This window comes from Glaciecola sp. XM2, from assembly GCF_018595715.1.
In the GTDB taxonomy this organism is placed as follows: domain Bacteria; phylum Pseudomonadota; class Gammaproteobacteria; order Enterobacterales; family Alteromonadaceae; genus Glaciecola.
This window is the reverse complement of record NZ_JAHEOJ010000020.1, coordinates 393245-410314: the sequence shown is the minus strand read 5'-3', so window position 1 is coordinate 410314 and position 17070 is coordinate 393245. Positions and strand designations below refer to the sequence as shown.

General features: G+C 46.2%; 15 protein-coding genes. 1 reads left to right on the top strand and 14 read right to left on the bottom strand.

Annotated elements, in window-relative coordinates; all coding sequences use genetic code 11:
- Positions 1-7: 7 nt before the first annotated feature.
- The 14 genes from KJ365_RS06435 to KJ365_RS06370 all read right to left on the bottom strand — a co-directional run bounded on the left by KJ365_RS06435 (position 8) and on the right by KJ365_RS06370 (position 15518).
- Positions 8-823, bottom strand: a complete 816-nt coding sequence (locus KJ365_RS06435; RefSeq protein ID WP_214450799.1) for a cell division protein FtsQ/DivIB — start codon at positions 821-823, stop codon at positions 8-10.
- A complete protein-coding gene (locus tag KJ365_RS06430; RefSeq protein WP_214450798.1) occupies positions 816-1766 on the bottom strand; it encodes a D-alanine--D-alanine ligase in 951 nt (316 codons plus the stop codon). Before KJ365_RS06430 ends, KJ365_RS06435 begins: the two co-directional genes overlap by 8 nt.
- The gene (murC, locus tag KJ365_RS06425) at positions 1763-3238 is read right to left on the bottom strand and encodes a UDP-N-acetylmuramate--L-alanine ligase (RefSeq protein ID WP_214450797.1); all 1476 of its coding nucleotides are present in this window, start codon (positions 3236-3238) and stop codon (positions 1763-1765) included. The genes KJ365_RS06430 and murC overlap by 4 nt, the downstream gene beginning before the upstream one ends.
- A complete protein-coding gene (gene murG / locus KJ365_RS06420) occupies positions 3228-4328 on the bottom strand; it encodes an undecaprenyldiphospho-muramoylpentapeptide beta-N-acetylglucosaminyltransferase (protein WP_214450796.1) in 1101 nt (366 codons plus the stop codon). Before murG ends, murC begins: the two co-directional genes overlap by 11 nt.
- On the bottom strand, positions 4321-5577 hold the full coding sequence (gene ftsW / locus KJ365_RS06415) for a cell division protein FtsW (protein WP_214450795.1): 1257 nt from the start codon (positions 5575-5577) through the stop codon (positions 4321-4323). The genes murG and ftsW overlap by 8 nt, the downstream gene beginning before the upstream one ends.
- Complete coding sequence (gene murD / locus KJ365_RS06410) at positions 5574-6944, bottom strand: UDP-N-acetylmuramoyl-L-alanine--D-glutamate ligase (RefSeq protein ID WP_214450794.1); 1371 nt, start codon at positions 6942-6944, stop codon at positions 5574-5576. The genes ftsW and murD overlap by 4 nt, the downstream gene beginning before the upstream one ends.
- A 5-nt stretch (positions 6945-6949) precedes the next feature.
- On the bottom strand, positions 6950-8032 hold the full coding sequence (gene mraY / locus KJ365_RS06405; RefSeq protein ID WP_214450793.1) for a phospho-N-acetylmuramoyl-pentapeptide-transferase: 1083 nt from the start codon (positions 8030-8032) through the stop codon (positions 6950-6952).
- A complete protein-coding gene (locus tag KJ365_RS06400) occupies positions 8026-9441 on the bottom strand; it encodes a UDP-N-acetylmuramoyl-tripeptide--D-alanyl-D-alanine ligase (RefSeq protein ID WP_214450792.1) in 1416 nt (471 codons plus the stop codon). The genes mraY and KJ365_RS06400 overlap by 7 nt, the downstream gene beginning before the upstream one ends.
- Complete coding sequence (locus tag KJ365_RS06395) at positions 9438-10976, bottom strand: UDP-N-acetylmuramoyl-L-alanyl-D-glutamate--2,6-diaminopimelate ligase (protein WP_214450791.1); 1539 nt, start codon at positions 10974-10976, stop codon at positions 9438-9440. The genes KJ365_RS06400 and KJ365_RS06395 overlap by 4 nt, the downstream gene beginning before the upstream one ends.
- A complete protein-coding gene (locus KJ365_RS06390) occupies positions 10963-12765 on the bottom strand; it encodes a penicillin-binding transpeptidase domain-containing protein (protein WP_214450790.1) in 1803 nt (600 codons plus the stop codon). The genes KJ365_RS06395 and KJ365_RS06390 overlap by 14 nt, the downstream gene beginning before the upstream one ends.
- On the bottom strand, positions 12762-13088 hold the full coding sequence (gene ftsL / locus KJ365_RS06385; RefSeq protein WP_214450789.1) for a cell division protein FtsL: 327 nt from the start codon (positions 13086-13088) through the stop codon (positions 12762-12764). Before ftsL ends, KJ365_RS06390 begins: the two co-directional genes overlap by 4 nt.
- Positions 13085-14023, bottom strand: coding sequence for a 16S rRNA (cytosine(1402)-N(4))-methyltransferase RsmH (gene rsmH / locus KJ365_RS06380; RefSeq protein WP_214450788.1), 939 nt, complete (start codon positions 14021-14023; stop codon positions 13085-13087). Before rsmH ends, ftsL begins: the two co-directional genes overlap by 4 nt.
- The gene (gene mraZ, locus KJ365_RS06375) at positions 14020-14478 is read right to left on the bottom strand and encodes a division/cell wall cluster transcriptional repressor MraZ (RefSeq protein ID WP_214450787.1); all 459 of its coding nucleotides are present in this window, start codon (positions 14476-14478) and stop codon (positions 14020-14022) included. The genes rsmH and mraZ overlap by 4 nt, the downstream gene beginning before the upstream one ends.
- A gap of 254 nt (positions 14479-14732) precedes the next feature.
- A complete protein-coding gene (locus tag KJ365_RS06370; protein WP_214450786.1) occupies positions 14733-15518 on the bottom strand; it encodes a SapC family protein in 786 nt (261 codons plus the stop codon).
- Between the two features lie 343 nt (positions 15519-15861).
- On the opposite strand from KJ365_RS06370, the gene KJ365_RS06365 reads away from it, so the two are divergent.
- On the top strand, positions 15862-17070 hold the full coding sequence (locus tag KJ365_RS06365) for a dipeptidase (RefSeq protein WP_250884055.1): 1209 nt from the start codon (positions 15862-15864) through the stop codon (positions 17068-17070).

The following is a 17070-nucleotide window of genomic DNA, read 5'->3' as shown; positions in this document are numbered from 1 at the left end:
AACCACCTTAATTATTAATATTGTTATCGGTTTCAGCTTGAACAATTGGGAAGGCATCTGCCCACCCTACTGCCAAGCCTGTATCATACCGCAAATCAATGTAATTTATCGCTTTTTTTTCTTTTTGTAAGAGCGGATATACATCAATAAATCGCTGTAATCGTTTTATATATTCCTGTCTGCCAATATTCAGCGTTATGCCGCTTTTTAGACGCACTGTCCATGCAAATCTTTCGTTCAATGAAAGCTGTGCAACCGACTCATTGCTACTGCGCAATAAACGCCTCATATTGGTGTAACCTGTAAGGGCTGTTTTTTCACTGCCACCAGGCCCAAACAGTTTCACTAGGTCGTTTAGCGCCTGCTGGGCTTCGTCTCTTTTTGTGCCCTCAGACACGCCCATACCATCAAAGCTATCACCATATTTGTTTAATAGCAGGTCATCATTCCATCTGGCCACCGCTTGTTGCTCAACCACGTGAATATACAAACTGCTCGGCCAGCGCTTGCGAATCGAAGCTGAATACACCCATGCCTGTTGCTCCACTAGCTGATGCACTTCGTTCACATCAATGGCAAAAAAACTGCCGGTATTTTGCTGACGAATGAGGCGCTCTAAATGCTCAGGGTTCAACATCTTGATGTCACCGCTCAATACAATGCTTTGCACAGGCAGACGTTGTTCGTCTTGAAGCCAGCTGTAGCTCTTATATGCACCAAACATTAAAGCCATAATCACCAATGCAAACACACTCAACCCTACCGGCAAGGAGACCTTGTCGGGGTCAGGGGTGCTTGTTGTGGTGACAAGTGCTTTACTCATGTTCGTCTAGGGTCTCGCTTAAAATATTAATGACCAAGTCGGTAAAACTCATTCCTGCTTGTTTTGCCGCCTTTGGCACTAAGCTTTTTTCTGTCATACCCGGTACGGTATTTGACTCCAACAAATAAAACGTCCCGTCGTGGTCGCGCATAGCATCAACCCTGCCCCAGCCTTTTCCAGACAAGCTTTCAAATGCGGTAAGCGCCAAGCGCGCTAACTGCTTCTCTTGCGCCATCGGCAGGCCACTCGGACAAAAATACTCTGTGGTATCGGTTTTATATTTGGCTTCATAGTCATAAAAGACATTAGGAGATGTCATGCGAATAGACGGAAGCGCTTGCCCATTTAAAATAGCAACGGTGTATTCAGGACCGTCTATGTAAGTTTCAACGAGCACGTTGTCGTCATAAACGAAGGCTTGCTCAACCGCTTTTACCAATTCGGCTTCGGTTTGCGCGCGCGCCATGCCAATACTGGAGCCCTCATGAGAGGGCTTGACCATAACGGTGCCACCTAAATCAGCAAGGATTTGACTGCATTCACTGACATTATAGGTCGATTTCTCAAGCACTCGATAATCCGCCGTAGGCAAATCCCGCGCTGACCAAACTAACTTGCTGAGTACTTTGTCCATAGCTAACGCTGAACCGAGCACGCCTGTGCCTGTGTAGGGAATTTTAAGTTGCTCCAATGCGCCTTGCATCACCCCATCTTCGCCGCCACGTCCATGTAAAATGATAAAAGCGCGGTCAAAACCTTCGCTTACTAATTCATAAATGGAACGCTGTGAAGGGTCAAATGGATGAGCATCAACGCCTGCGCTGACTAAGGCTTTCAGCACGCACCCTCCTGAAGCAAGACTCACCTCTCGCTCAGCAGAGTCTCCGCCCATCAAAACGGCTACTTTTCCATACGCATATGGTGATTTGGTCATTAGGCTCATACATCATCCTTTTGCTTCGCTTGCATAAGCGAGATGTTGCACTGCATAGATACAAGCTGCTGCGCTAGGTTTCCAACATTACCTGCGCCTTGCATAAATAAGACATCGTTAGGCTGCAAAATATCCGGGAGCACATCAAACAACTGCTCTGGTGCGCCCACATAAATAGGGTCAACTTTGCCGCGCTGTCGAATGGAGCGGCATAATGCTTTGCTATCCACCCCGTCGATAGCTGACTCACTGGCGGCATATACATCGAGCAACAACAAACAGTCGAGCCCAGAAAGTACCTCTACAAACTCTTCGTATAAGTCTCGTGTTCGCGTGTATCTATGGGGCTGATACACCATCACTAAACGTCTATCTGGCCAGTTACTGCGAGCGGCCGCAATGGTCATGGCAACTTCAGTGGGGTGATGTCCATAGTCATCCATCAACGTAACAATGTTATCGCGATGGTCTGGGTTAAACACAAAATCCCCTAAATGTTGGAATCGTCTGCCAATGCCGCCAAACGCATTGAGTGCGGTTAAAATGCTGTTGTCATCAATGCCTTCGTCGGTGGCCACCGCAATAGCCGCCGTGGCATTTAGCACATTGTGTACGCCAGTGATATTTAAGCGAACCTTCAGTTCAGTTGAATCCGGCCTAGTCACCGTGAACTCGCTGCAATTAACGCCATAGCTAATGTTCGAAATCACAAAATCGTTGTGAGCTTGTAAGCCATAGGTAAGATATTTACGTTCTATTTGCGGTAACAACGCAGTGATAACAGGGTCATCACCACATACAACCGCTAGGCCATAAAATGGTAGATTGTGTAAAAACTCAACATATGCCTGCTGCATTTTTGCAAAGTCACCGTCGTAAGCGTCTAAATGGTCCGCTTCGATGTTAGTCACAATGGATACCGTTGGCTGAAGGTGCAAAAAAGATGCATCTGATTCATCTGCCTCAGCAATCAAGTATTTACTTGATCCTAATTTAGCATTTGTACCTGCACTATTTAGCAAGCCTCCAATAACAAACGTAGGATCTAAATTCGCTTGGGAATAAATTGTAGCCAGTAAACTTGTGGTCGTAGTTTTACCATGTGTACCGGCAACAGCGATCCCATATCTAAAGCGCATAAGTTCAGCGAGCATTTGTGCACGGCGGATAACGGGCACGCGAAGGTTCTGTGCGAAAAGTATTTCTGGATTACTTGCATCAATCGCGCTTGAAACCACCACTAAATCTACGTCGACCAAGTTGTCTTGATGATGACCAAAATATACCTGCGCGCCCAAGCTTGTTAGCCTGTTTGTCATGTCACTGCTTTGTGCATCAGAGCCACTGACTTGATACCCAAGGTTTAACATAACTTCGGCGATGCCGCCCATACCGGCGCCGCCAATACCAATAAAATGAATTTTATCTACTGAGCGCATTTTATGCTGCGCCGCTTCGATGGATGTTGTGCTAATGACCATTTTGCGAATCCTTGTGAGCACTTACTAACGAAATACAATGCTCTGCTACAGCATCACCTGCATCAGATAAGCTAAGCTGCTTGGCTCTAGCGCCCATTTCCTGCACACCCACTTTATCATTGAGCAATCGAGCCAAGGTGTCAGGTAAGTTATGTTTAAGTTCACTTTGACGAATCAAAACCGCTGCGTTTTGACGAGCGAGGTTCTCAGCATTTTGCGTTTGATGATCATCCACAGCAATTGGCAAAGGGACAAATACTGCAACGCGTCCTGCACTAGACACCTCTGAAACGGTCAAAGCGCCCGCTCGGCATATTACGATATCTGCCCAAGCATAGGCCGACTCAACGTCTTCGATAAATTCAGTGGTGATGACATCATCTTGGTCTTTGTAAGCGAGCTCCACCGGTGCAAGTTTGTCTTTACCGGTTTGGTGCCAAATACTAATGGCATGCTGCTTGCGCAGGTCTAACAAGATCGACGGTACAATCTCATTGAGCGCTAATGCACCGAGACTTCCACCCACAATTAATATATTGGTATTTTCAGATTGATGAGATGTGATTGCAGGAATGTGCGCAAAGCCTTTGCGGATGGGATTACCCACGAAAATAGTATTGCTAGGCGCCTTACTTCTCGCTTTGTTAAGAGACACATCAAAGCCGCATAAGACTTTGTCTGCCACTTTTGCTAAGTATCGATTAGTTAAACCAAACACGGCGTTTTGTTCATGAACCACAAGTGGAATACCGAGTGTGTAAGCCGCTAAGCCACCTGGACCGCTGGCATATCCACCCATACCTAAGACAACGTCTGGACGTAGTTGTTTGAGTTTTTTTCTGGCTTGCAAAAGCGCTTTGAAAAGCACTACAGGCATGGTTAATTTTCGCAGCCAGCCCTTGTTACGTAGCCCTGCAATATCAATAAAATGAATATCAAAGCCGTGCTTGGGAACCAGTTGCGCTTCCATTTTTTCAGCGGTGCCGAACCAATCTACGGACCAACCTTTCGATGCCAGTATCTCTGCCACAGCTAAACCTGGGAAAACATGCCCGCCGGTACCACCTGCCATGATCACAATCTTAGACATCTTCGAGCTCCTCTTCAGAGGGCTTTGCCTTTGCGCGTTTCTTTATGCTGGCTTTACTCGCTTTTGAGCGGCGTTTACGCGAGATAGCTTGCACCCCTTCAACACGCATTTCAAAATCGATACGTACCAGTAGTGCAACCGCAATACTCATGATAATCAATGAAGAACCACCAAAACTGACCAAGGGCAAGGTTAAACCTTTAGTAGGAAGGACGCCCGAGCTCGCGCCAATATTCACGGCAGTCTGAAAGCTAAACCACACGCCAATGCCGTAGGCCACAAAGCCATCAAAGGGTCTGCCATTAGCAATCGCTTTACCACCAATTTGCAAGGCGATTACCACCATAAACAAAATCAACATCAATACCGTCATCACGCCAACAAAGCCGAGCTCCTCTGCCAAAATAGCAACGATGAAATCGGTATGGGCCTCAGGTAGAAATTCAAGTTTTTGCACACTGTTGCCAAGCCCCTGACCAAACCAAGAGCCTCGCCCGTAGGCCATTAATGATTGGGTAAGTTGATACCCAGTGCCAAAGGGGTCTGCCCAAGGGTCAAGAAATGCGGTAATGCGGCGCATACGATATTCAGAAAATACAATGAGCGTGACAACCGCCGATAGACCCGCAAAGGCGACCGCGAAAAACTGCCATAATTTTGCACCGGCTAAAAATAATAAAGCCATGGTGGTAGCGAACATCACAATCACAGTGCCTAAATCAGGCTGAAAAAGCAGAAGTGTTGCTAACACAAAGAATACGGCAAGCGGTTTAATGAAGCCTTTTACATTTTCGGTAACTTGCTCGTGCCGGCGCACTAAATATCCGGCTAAATAGCAAAAGAAGAATAGCTTTGCTGGCTCTGCGGCTTGCACGGTAATGGGGCCCACTACTAGCCATCGAGTCGCGCCGTTTACGGTATTCCCGACTAACAAAACGGCCACTAACAAAGCAGCGGCAAGTAACAATAAGTAAGGATTGGCAAATCGCCAAAACTGCATGGGTATGTTAAGCACAACCATCGAGCACACCAGCGCAATCACAATATAGATTGCATGGCGTATAGCAAAATGAAATGGATTGTCGTGTAAGCGCTCAGCGATGGGCATCGAGGCCGAGCACACAATGACAAAACCAATGGAAAATAAGGCAATAGCAATTAATACAAGCGGCAGGTTGTAAGCGCGCGGCGCCTGATTATCGTGTTTGGCAGAAAACAGGTCTGCAAGTGATAGCTGAACACTGGTCATGCTGCTACCCTCATCACTGCCTGTTTGAATGCATTACCTCGTGCTTGATAGTTTGCAAACATATCGGTACTAGAGCAAGCTGGAGAGAGCAAAATAAGGACTTTATCAGCAGTTTCTTTTGCAATATGAATAGCAATATCGACGGCCTCATCAAGGTTGCTCACTGATTTCACGTTGTTAAGTAAGTCTGCAAATAGCTTTGCGTCTTTGCCGTAAACGATGGTAAGGCTAACATTTTCATCAATAATGGGTTTTAACGCACTTACGTCTGCCCCTTTAGCATCGCCCCCTGCAATAAGTATGATGTTGCCTTGCAGGCGAGTTGCACAGTTAATTGCTGCGGCGCATGCCCCTGGATTGGTTGCCTTAGAATCATTCACAAAGGTCATGTTGTCGCTTTCGAGCACAACTTCAAAACGGTGTGCTAAGCCTTGATAGCTTATTAAGGCATCGATGGCTGGCGCAAGCTCAATGTGCAAAGCGTTTAGCATTGCCAACACAAACTGCATATTTAACATCATATGAGTAAGCGGCAATGGCAAATCTGACGCTTCTATTAAACAGAGGTTGCGTTGATGCACGCCGCGCTCATCTTGCCAAAAATCGTTTTCATTTGCCGCAGCGCTCTGCCCCACGCTGGCAAAAACCGTGACGTTTTTATTGATACTGGGCAGCGGTAGTGTCGCGGCATCGTCTCTATTGATAATAGCGGCATGCGCGTGCTTAAAAATATATTGTTTTGCCAATGCATAGTTAGCAAAGCTTCCGTGACGGTCAATATGGTCTTCGGTTACATTGAGAATACACGCAATTTCAAGGGGAATATTCTGACTGATTTGTAGCTGAAAACTCGACAGCTCCAATATGATGTAATCCGCTTCTATATCGAGCAAATCAATCGCGCATGTTCCAAAATTACCGCCTAACAACGCCGTCTTTGAGCATGCCTGCAAAGCCTTGTGCAACATATCTACCACGGTACTTTTTCCATTAGAGCCTGTTACGCCAATACACTTCACTTTGTTGTGACGAGTAAACAGGTCAAGGTCGCTAATTAGTTTTACCTGCCCAATCAGCGGGGCAATTGCTTCATGTGAAGGATTGACGCCTGGGCTTAAAATCACTAGTTCAAATTCATCAAAAACACTGCTGTTTTCTAAGCGAGACAGGTTAAACGATGATGTATCTTCATAAGCAATTTGGGCCAACACGTCTTTACGCTCTATCGCGGCTCGGTCAAAGCCGGTTACCCTTGCGCCATTGTCGAGTAAAAACTTTAAGCAAGCTCGCCCAGTTACGCCCAAACCAATCACCGCAACAGGCATGTTGCGGTATTGTTGATAGCGGGGAGAGGTTGCGCGACTCATTACGTTTATCTCAATTTAAGGGTTGCTAAGCCCACCAACACGAGTATCAAAGAGATGATCCAAAATCTCACGATAACGCGAGGCTCAGGCCAGCCTTTTAATTCATAGTGATGATGGATGGGCGCCATGCGGAATATACGTTTGCCTCGCATTTTGAAACTGCCCACCTGTAAAATGACCGATAGTGTTTCGGCAACGAAAATGCCCCCCATAATAATCAGGACAATCTCTTGTCGCACTAATACGGCTAGCACTCCTAAGGTGGCGCCTAATGCGAGCGAGCCAACATCACCCATAAACACTTGTGCGGGGTAGGTGTTAAACCACAAAAAGCCTAATCCAGCACCGACAATCGCGGTACACACAATCACCAGTTCGCCAGTAAGCGGGATAAAAGGAATATTGAGGTAGTCTGAAAAGTTTGCGTTACCCGTCACATACGCGAAAATCGCAAATGCACCGGCAACCAATATGGTCGGTACAATGGCCAGTCCATCTAGGCCATCGGTAAGGTTAACCGCGTTGCTAGTGCCAACAATCGCAAAATATGCCAAGACAATATAGAAGATGCCTAACTGCGGCAGCACGTCTTTAAAAAATGGCACAATCAAAGAGGTTTCTTGAGGCAACGTAGCGGTGCTGTATAAGTAAAACGCTACAACGATGGCAATGGCCGATTGCCAAAAGTACTTCCAGCGAGCAATCAAACCTTTAGGGTCCTTTCGGACGACTTTTCGATAGTCATCTACAAAACCCAAAATACCAAAGGTGACCACGACAAATAGCGTAACCTGTACATAGCGATTTGCTAAATCTGCCCACAATAAGCAACTTGTTAGAATTGCCGCTAGGATCAGAACCCCGCCCATGGTGGGAGTACCTGATTTTGATAGGTGGGTCTGCGGGCCGTCGTTTCTAACGGTCTGACCGATTTGCATGCGCTGTAACCACGCTATCATTCTCGGTCCGATGAGGATCGCAATCAACAAAGCCGTCAAGGTGCTTAAAATCGCACGAAGTGTCAAATATGAAAAAACGTTAAATGCACTTTCATATTGCTCAAGCCATTGCGCTAACCAAATTAACATTGTCCTGACTCCTGCGTGCTTTGGTGTGAATAATGATGTTCAATTGCTGCAACGACGCGTTCCATTTTTGCGCTACGCGAACCTTTTACTAACACGGTAACAGGCACCCTATTCGCTTGTACTGCGGCATCAATCAAACTGGATACCTGGTTCATTGCATCTTCTACATCAACACAGTGTTTGCCCGTTTCAGCCATTACCGCACTTGCCGCCTCGCTGAATTGGCCGAGAGTTAACATCGCATCAACGCCTTTTTCCTTGGCGTATTGGCCTATTTGTTGATGATAATCTAAGGTCTGATCGCCTAACTCGCCCATATCACCAAACACAAAGATTCTTGGCCCGCTAAAGTTAACCAACAAATCAATCGCCGCTTTAACTGAAGCGACATTGGCATTGTAGGTATCATCAATCACCTGCAAGTTTCGATTGATAGATTTTTGATTCAGTCGCCCTGCAACATTGCGCATTGCAAAAAGGCCTTTTTGCACATCTTCTTGGCTGGCACCAACCTGCATAGATAAAGCGGCTGCAAGCACCGCATTGCCGATGTTATGTTCACCTGGCACACGTAATCGAATAGCTACTTTTGATTCTGGCGTGACCAACTCAAATTCGCCGCAACCTTCTGCGTTTAGACTTTTGTTGATAGCGTGATAGTCGCCCGTTTCGGCAACCGGAGCATAACTAAAAACCTTGTGCGAGCCCGTTTTGCCCTGCCAAAATTCATAAAACTGACTGTCGGCATTTAAAATAGCCACGCCAGCATCGTCTAATCCTTTAAAAATTTCACTTTTTGCACGCGCCACGCCAAACAAGCTACCAAATCCCTGCAGATGAGACGGTGCGGCATTGACGATGGTGGCTACATCTGGCTTGGCCAACATAGTGGTATAATCAATCTCGCCCTGATGATTAGCCCCCATTTCTATCACCGCATATTCATGGCTTTCGTTCAAGGCCAGCAGGGTAAGCGGCACGCCAATATCGTTGTTAAAATTGCCTTGGGTCGCCAGCACTTTCCCTTTTTGGGACAGTATCGACGCCACCATTTCTTTGACCGTGGTTTTACCACTACTACCGGTAATGCCGATAGTTTTAGGATTGACTTTGTCTCGCACTGCACCACCGAGCATTCCTAATGCCTGACGTGTGTCTTTCACTTTTATGGTGGGCAATGGACAATCAACCAACTGACTCACAATTACAGCACTTGCACCTTTTTCTAGTGCTTTGAGAATGTACTCATGACCGTTGAAGTTTTCGCCCGTCAGGGCAATAAAAAGGTCGCCAGGTTTGAGGGTGCGCGTATCGGTGCTCACTGAGTTTATCGTCATGTCTTGTACACTTTGCGTACTTAACGTGCCGTTCACCGCGTTTGCCACCCACGCTAATGAGACCTTGATCATATGGCCTCCTGCATGCATAAATGCTGTGCATAATCACGCTCGCTGTATGCGATGCGCTGTTGTTTTATTTCAAGATAATCTTCATGCCCTTTGCCCGCTAGCAAAATCAGATCATCGGCTTTAGAGGTTTTATACGCCCAATTAATGGCCTGCTTACGGTCAAATTCAACATGGACAGAAGCGTCTTTTGACAATCCGGTTTTGATATCGGCAATGATGGATTCAGGCGCTTCGTCTCGACTGTTGTCTTGCGTAAGCACGATCATGTCGCTAAAGCTCTCTGCTGCAGCGCCCATCAGTGCGCGCTTGCTTTTGTCGCGATTTCCGCCACAACCAAATACGCAGTATAAATTGCCAACGGTATGAATTCGCGCGGCCTGCAGGGCCTGGGCTAAGGCATCTGGCGTATGAGCATAATCCACTATTAAACTGCCTTTTTGTGAGCGAGATACGAATAGCTCCATGCGTCCGGCAACGCCTTTTAACTTTGGCGTAACACTCATCAATTTAGCAAACGCTACGCCCCGCATGAGTTGTGCAGTCAACGCAGCTAAATAATTTGCGACATTAAATCTTCCTAATAAAGGAAGTTGTACAGTGCTTTGTCCCCATGAGCAGTGAAGCTCAAAGAGCATACCTTTCGCGGTCGCTTGAATACTAGATGCATAAGCAAAATGCTTAGCACTTTCAGGTATCGTAGCTTGATTAAGTGAGTAAAACGCCACTTGAGCGTGCTCACTTGCATTGCTAGACCAATGCTTGGATTCTGGGTCGTCGGCATTAAGCACCACATATTTGACTTCATGAAGGTGCAATAATCCCCGCTTCGCCTCACCATAGCGACTCATATCACCATGATAATCCAAATGGTCTTGACTCAGATTAGTGAAAATAGCGCAGTCTATTGGCATACCGGCTAAGCGCTGCTGCTCAATACCGTGAGAGGATGCTTCTAAACAGTAATCCTGAATGTTTTGCTCGCCTAACAAACGCAAAATTTTAAACTGGCTGATAATATCTGGCGTTGTGTTAATGCTTTGCTGAGTCACGTGCAATTCAATACTGTCATTACTGGCAACCGCTTGTGTTAACCCTAATGTGCCAAGACTTGCACTTTTAGGTGCATGGGCAAGGGCTAACTGCGAATACAGGTAGGCGACAGATGTTTTTCCGTTTGTACCGGTAACCGCAGCGATATGTTTGGGAGAACTTTGGCCAACGTATAAAGACGTTAATAGCTGTGGCAATCGGTCTTTTAGCGCTGGCTCTTCAATCACCGCCGCATTGACCCGTGCAACTTCTTTGCGTTCACACAAAACAAGTTTACATCCGCGCGAAATAGCATCGCCTACATAGTCATTACCATCGGCCTCACTGCCTTTTAGGGCAACAAACATGGTTGATGCATTGGCCGCGCGACTGTCTAGCGTAATATCAGAAATACCCCGCACACTTGCCAAGTTGCATTGCATGCCAGCGCCCTTAAGGGCATTAAAGAGCTGCTCATCAGTAAAGCGAACATTAGCGAGCTGCATGCAACCCACCTTCCGCATCTAGCGGCACCACGTCAGCAGCATTGATTGCATCAGGAGCGATGTTTAGCATTTGCAACGAACCTGAAACAATCGCAGAAAAAGTAGGAGCGGCAGTATCCCCTGCGTAGTATTTGTCGCCGCCAGGCTCATTAATTAGCACCACGACGGCAATTTGAGGATTGGAAACCGGCGCGATGCCTGCAAAAATATTCACATACTCTTCACCGTATCCGCCTGCGACTGCTTTACGGCTTGTACCGGTTTTACCCGCAACACGATAGCCCGGCACTGCCGCCTTAACACCAGAGCCGCCCTCTTGCGTGACCGTTTCCATCATCTCTAACACCGCGTATGCGTTTTCTTCAGCCAGCACGCGCTCAGGTTGCTCAAAGCTTTCCATTCCTTTAATGATGGTTAAAGGCATTTTTACACCACCGTTACCAATAGTGGCGTACATTCTTGCTAGCTGCGCGGTGGTCACTGATATGCCGTATCCAAAGGATAATGTTGATAACTCAAAATTCGACCAGCGCTGACGCTCATGAAATATCCCGCTCGATTCACCTATCATGTTGCTGCCGGTATCAGACATCAGCCCCATGTTGTAATAAATATCCATTAAAAACTCTCTGCGGACCGACAGTGCGAGTTTTGACGTGCCCATATTGGATGAACGCTGAATAATTTCAGTCAGGGAGATTTCGCCAAAATTTCGGGGATCTTCAATGCGACTTCCGCCCATGCGCATCCAGCCTGGAGAAGTATCAATTAAGCTATCGGCTTCAACTGAGCCAAATTCTAATGCCGCAAGCACCGCTAGAGGTTTCACCGCAGAGCCTGGTTCAAATGCGTCAGTCACCGCACGGTTACGAACGCGGAAACTTTTAACCGTTTCACGATTGTTTGGGTTGTATGAGGGCGTATTGGCCATGGCTAATACTTCGCCGGAATGAACGTCTACAACAATCACCGAAGCAGAAGTCGCTTTGTAAAGTAAAGTTGCTTCTTTTATCTCTTTAAATGCCAACGCTTGAATGCGTTGGTCAATCGTCAACACCAAATCTTCCGCTTGTTTTCCTTGCTCTTGTTCGATGATCTCAATTTGGCGGCCTTGGGCGTCGCGACGGATTTTTCGTTTATCTGGCGTAGATGTTAACCAGTCGTTGTAGAGGCGTTCAATACCTTCTAGACCATTGTCATCAACGTCGGTAAAGCCAACAATATGCGCCGAAACCTCACCAGACGGATAGTAGCGCTTAGACTCTTCACGCAAATATACACCGGGAATGTTGAGTTTCTTCACGAAGGTTGCCATGGCAGGTGTAATCTGCCGCTGCAGGTAAACAAAGCGCTGAGCGGGATTATCAACGCGGTCAATTAGCCTGTTCACGTCGGTATCTAACACTTCCGCAAGGGCTCTCCAGCGCGGCATATCTGATAGCGCCGATTTATCATTGATGACTTTTGGATCAGCATAGATGGCTTGGGCTGGCACAGAAACCGCTAGCTGTTGCCCATGTCTATCGGTGATCAGGCCTCGATAGCTGGCATTGTCACGTACTCGAATCGTGCGGTTATCGCCCTGTTCAATCAAAAGGTCGGGCTTAATCACCTGAATATACGCGGCTCTTAAGGCCAAACAGGCAAACACCAACACCACGCCGCTCATTACCACCCAAAAACGCCATTGCACCATACCCGGCATAGCTTTGGTTTTTGCACTAGCAGACTTACGTCTGTTTTGTTTAGGCGTTTTACGCGGCTTTTGTAATGTCGCTGCAAGGGTCATTGTGGATTCACCCTTACTAATTTCTCATCTGCTTGTGTTGGACGGCGCATGTTAAGTTTATCTGCTACTAAGCGCTCGATACGATTGTGCTCCGTAAGTGCAGTTTGTTCGATAATTAAGTGGCGCCACTCAATATCTAAAGCGTCTTTTTCTTGAATAAGCTGCTCGTGCGTAATCAGCAATTGTCGATTATTGTGGCTACTTAACACAACCGCCAGCGCGCTACCTAGCACACTTAAATACAGAACGATTATAAACAAATGACGACCTAAATCGGTCGCTATTATTATCAACAAGTTAAAGTTCGCTGTTGGCTTTGTCATAACTTTTGCGCCACCCTCAACACCGAGCTCCGTGAGCGTTTGTTTGCACTTATCTCTTTATCACTAGGTTTAATTGCCCTGCCTATAGGTTCGAGTACTTTTCCTTTATCCAGTTCACTCTGCAACACAGGTAACTTGCTAGGGTAGACCTTCCCGCTGCTTTGCTGTTTAATAAAACGCTTTACCATTCTGTCTTCAAGAGAATGAAAACTGATAACCGCCAACCGGCCGCCTGGCTTTAAGACCTCGGTAGCCCCTTGAAGTCCCTCTTCAAGCTGATCGAGCTCACCGTTAATAAAAATTCTAACTCCTTGAAAGCTGCGAGTAGCAGGGTGCTTGTACTTGTCCTTTACCGGAACCGCTTGGTCGATTAATTTGGCGAACTCTGCCGTAGTCGCCAGTGGTTTGTCTTCACGATATTCAACGACAGCATGCGCAATACGCTTGCCAAACTTCTCTTCACCGTAGCGTTTTAGTACAAAAGTAATGTCGTCAAGGGATGCGGTATTCAGCCACTGCGCAGCACTTTGACCACTGGTGGTATCCATGCGCATGTCAAGCGGGCCGTCTTGCTGAAAGCTAAAACCACGCTCGGCTTCGTCAATCTGGGGAGACGAAACACCGATATCCATGAGTATTCCGTCGATATGCCCTTCTAAGCCTAATCGTTTCATCAGCGATGCAAGCTCAGCAAACGGACGGTGATGAATACTAAAGCGTTTATCAGCAAGCAGCGACTGGGCCGCTTCAATGGCAGCAGTGTCTCTGTCTAAGGCGATGAGTCGCCCTTGATTACCTAGGCACTGAAGAATTGCGCGACTGTGACCGCCTCGACCAAACGTCGCGTCCACATAAATACCGTTAGGTTTGATATCTAATGCATCAATACTTTCTTTGAGGAGAACCGAAGTGTGAGGAGATAAAAACGCATTCATAAAGAAAATTCCTGAAGACGCTCAGTGAGTTCAAACTCACCCTGTTTTTCAATAGCGATATCTTCAGAAATTTGTTGATTCCAAGCTTGGTCACTCCAAATTTCGAATTTGTTTAATTGGCCCACTAGCATGATCTGCTTGTCGAGTGCAGCGTGCTGACGCAGAGTTGGGGCTAGTAAAATTCGACCGCTCTTATCCATTTCACCTTCGCTGGCATAACCTAGAAGCAGACGAAGTAAACGACGTTCGTGTGGGTTGGTAGAAGAGAGTTTGCGGAGTTTAAGTTCAATTTCTTCCCATTCGGGAAGTGGGTAAAGCAGCAAGCAGTTTTGTGAAATATCAATGGTGCAGACCAGTTGTCCCTGGCAATCAAGCATGAGCGCATCTCGATACTTCGTCGGTATCGTTAGTCTGCCTTTACTGTCAAGATTGATTGCGTTAGCGCCGCGGAACATATTCCCCTAGCCTATTTTTCTTGTTAGTAGCTTATTGTTTTTTTTATTAGCTGGTTACACCTGATAAAAACCCTTTTTCGCCACTTTTACCCACTTTTTGACAGTTTAGGTAGCTTATACCCCACCTGTCAAGCTTTTATACAAATAAAAGCCATGTTTTTAAGCCAGTAAATTCAAGGCCTGTACGCTTATACAGGCATAAAAAAAGCTGCACCGAAAGCATCCGGTGCAGCTTTATATTTTAATTCAATCAGTTAGGCAGAAGGTTGTGCTTCTGCTTGTTGTCCTGATGCTTGCTGTGCTGATGCTTGTGAAATCTGCATAGACTGAATCGGGTTCTTCGTTTTGTTAGATAGTTCAACCAAACGATTCAGTTGTCCTAGAGACAGCATCATAGAGTAAATAGCGCCAAGGTAGCCAGCTTTGTGTAGCGCAAGCACTTTGTCGTCGTCTAAGTCTAGTAGCTTCTTCTCATTGATAGACAGCATACCCGTCACGTTACGCGAAGCACCGTCTTTATAGTTCACACGCAACTCAATATCTTCTAATAACTCAAGCTCTTGAAGCTGCTTGATGAAACGCTGGTTTTGCACTTCGCTATTAGCAAGCTCAACAAGGAACTGCTGACGACGTTGTAAAAACTCGGTGGGTTCACCTTTATCGTTAAATAATGCTTCACCCTCACCCTCTTTGACAAAATGCTCGCTTTCGTCATCAATGAATACACCTAGTTTTTCGCCATCTGGACGAATATCGAAAGGGTAACGCTGAATATTTAATGGCACGTGCGGTGCTTGCCATTTGTTATCAGAAAAATATAAGTTAACACCTTGCTCAAGTCCTAACATTGCCACGCTGTGAATGTTCTTAGTGTTAGGGTCTTGGATGAATACTAAAGGCATAGAGCCTGCAAGTTGTGCGAACTCTCTGATAGTAGCTGCCGCCAAATGCGTATTTGCTGCATAAGAAAAATCGCTACCCATAGCGAATTTTAAATCACGGTGCTTTTCGTTATTTAACGGAACGTAGTTTATTGCCATTGATTACTTCTCTTTTTATATTTGTATTGAGTTGCCATGCTCATCGGATGACGGATTTAATGAGCGCAAAGCGCTATATGGTTGACTTATGTCTCTAGCATACCATTGTAAAAAAACGCGCTTATTATGTCGGAATTTGCACACATTGTCACCCGTTTACCTCCCATTTCGGGGTGATACAGCGCTTTATTTTTATGCGTTAACGCAGACAATTTCTTAACACTGTCGTATAGTGATAAATTACAGATACTTAGCAGACGAATGTATACGATACGGCTCACAACATCTCATATCCTATACCACCATCGTAACGATTCACTGCGCTTAATAAAAAGGAAACACTATGTCTTTTAAGCACCCAAAGATGATTGCACTTATCATCCTCTCAGTCATCGCATCTCATGCTAGCGCAGAGCAAAACGCTGAACCTTATGAGCAAGCGGCAAAACGCATTGTAAAAGAGAATATTATCGTAGACGGTCATATCGATGTGCCATATCGCGTCGAAAGCAACTGGGTCGATGTCACCGTTGCCACACAAGGGGGTGACTTTGACTACCCTCGTGCGGTTGAGGGCGGTCTGGATGCACCCTTTATGTCAATATACATTCCTGCAAGTTTTGATAACTCCGACGCATCCACCAAACTCGCGCATCGTTTAATTGACTCCGTGGAAGCGATTGTGGGGCGTGCCCCGGATAAATTTGCGCTTGCTTATAGCGTGGAAGATGTTGAAAGAAATTTCCAAAATGGGCTTATTTCGTTACCCATGGGGATGGAAAATGGCTCTCCCGTGCAAGGTAGTTTAGATACTCTAAGAATATTTTACGAGCGCGGCATTCGCTACATTACCTTAGCGCATTCTCAATCTAATCATATTAGCGACTCATCTTACGATCTGCGCCGACAATGGAACGGCTTAAGCCCCTTCGGTAAAGAAATGGTCGCTGAAATGAACAAACTTGGAATTATCGTAGATATTTCTCATGTATCAGATGCGGCGTTTTACCAAACCGTTGCGTTAAGCCAAGCGCCAGTGATTGCGTCTCACTCATCATTGAGACGTTTTACCCCAGGTTTTGAGCGCAATATGAGTGACGATATGATCAAAAAGCTGGCTGAAAACGAAGGCGTGATCATGATTAACTTCGGTTCAGGTTTTGTTAGCCCTGTGGCCAGAACTTGGCGCGACCGTCTTGGTGAGCAACGCCAAGCATTGATAGACGCTCACGGGAGCGATAGTGAGCAAGTGCGTAACTTCAATGCCAAATATATTGAGCAAAACCCCTACCCCTTTGCCGACCTTGACTTAGTACTAGACCATATCGATTATGTAAGAGACTTAGTCGGCATCGACTATATTGGAATAGGCTCAGACTATGACGGCGTTGGGGATTCATTGCCTACTGGCTTAAAAGACGTTTCTACCTTTCCAAATCTAGTGCAAGGTTTGCTACAAAGAGGTTATTCAGAAGCAGACGTGAAGAAAATTCTAAATGAAAACGTGTTGCGAGTATGGCGTAAAGTTGAGGAGGTGGCGGCTAAAAGCTAG

Bases quoted from the DNA above. Each gene is read 5' to 3' on its own strand.
- KJ365_RS06390 (WP_214450790.1), bottom strand. From the start codon at position 12,765: ATGACCCTTGCAGCGACATTACAAAAGCCGCGTAAAACGCCTAAACAA.
- KJ365_RS06400 (WP_214450792.1), bottom strand. From the start codon at position 9,441: ATGATCAAGGTCTCATTAGCGTGGGTGGCAAACGCGGTGAACGGCACG.
- ftsW (WP_214450795.1), bottom strand. From the start codon at position 5,577: ATGACCAGTGTTCAGCTATCACTTGCAGACCTGTTTTCTGCCAAACAC.
- murC (WP_214450797.1), bottom strand. From the start codon at position 3,238: ATGGTCATTAGCACAACATCCATCGAAGCGGCGCAGCATAAAATGCGC.
- murG (WP_214450796.1), bottom strand. From the start codon at position 4,328: ATGTCTAAGATTGTGATCATGGCAGGTGGTACCGGCGGGCATGTTTTC.
- rsmH (WP_214450788.1), bottom strand. From the start codon at position 14,023: ATGAATGCGTTTTTATCTCCTCACACTTCGGTTCTCCTCAAAGAAAGT.
- mraY (WP_214450793.1), bottom strand. From the start codon at position 8,032: ATGTTAATTTGGTTAGCGCAATGGCTTGAGCAATATGAAAGTGCATTT.
- KJ365_RS06370 (WP_214450786.1), bottom strand. From the start codon at position 15,518: ATGGCAATAAACTACGTTCCGTTAAATAACGAAAAGCACCGTGATTTA.
- ftsL (WP_214450789.1), bottom strand. From the start codon at position 13,088: ATGACAAAGCCAACAGCGAACTTTAACTTGTTGATAATAATAGCGACC.
- KJ365_RS06365 (WP_250884055.1), top strand. From the start codon at position 15,862: ATGTCTTTTAAGCACCCAAAGATGATTGCACTTATCATCCTCTCAGTC.
- KJ365_RS06430 (WP_214450798.1), bottom strand. From the start codon at position 1,766: ATGAGCCTAATGACCAAATCACCATATGCGTATGGAAAAGTAGCCGTT.
- mraZ (WP_214450787.1), bottom strand. From the start codon at position 14,478: ATGTTCCGCGGCGCTAACGCAATCAATCTTGACAGTAAAGGCAGACTA.
- KJ365_RS06395 (WP_214450791.1), bottom strand. From the start codon at position 10,976: ATGCAGCTCGCTAATGTTCGCTTTACTGATGAGCAGCTCTTTAATGCC.
- murD (WP_214450794.1), bottom strand. From the start codon at position 6,944: ATGAGTCGCGCAACCTCTCCCCGCTATCAACAATACCGCAACATGCCT.
- KJ365_RS06435 (WP_214450799.1), bottom strand. From the start codon at position 823: ATGAGTAAAGCACTTGTCACCACAACAAGCACCCCTGACCCCGACAAG.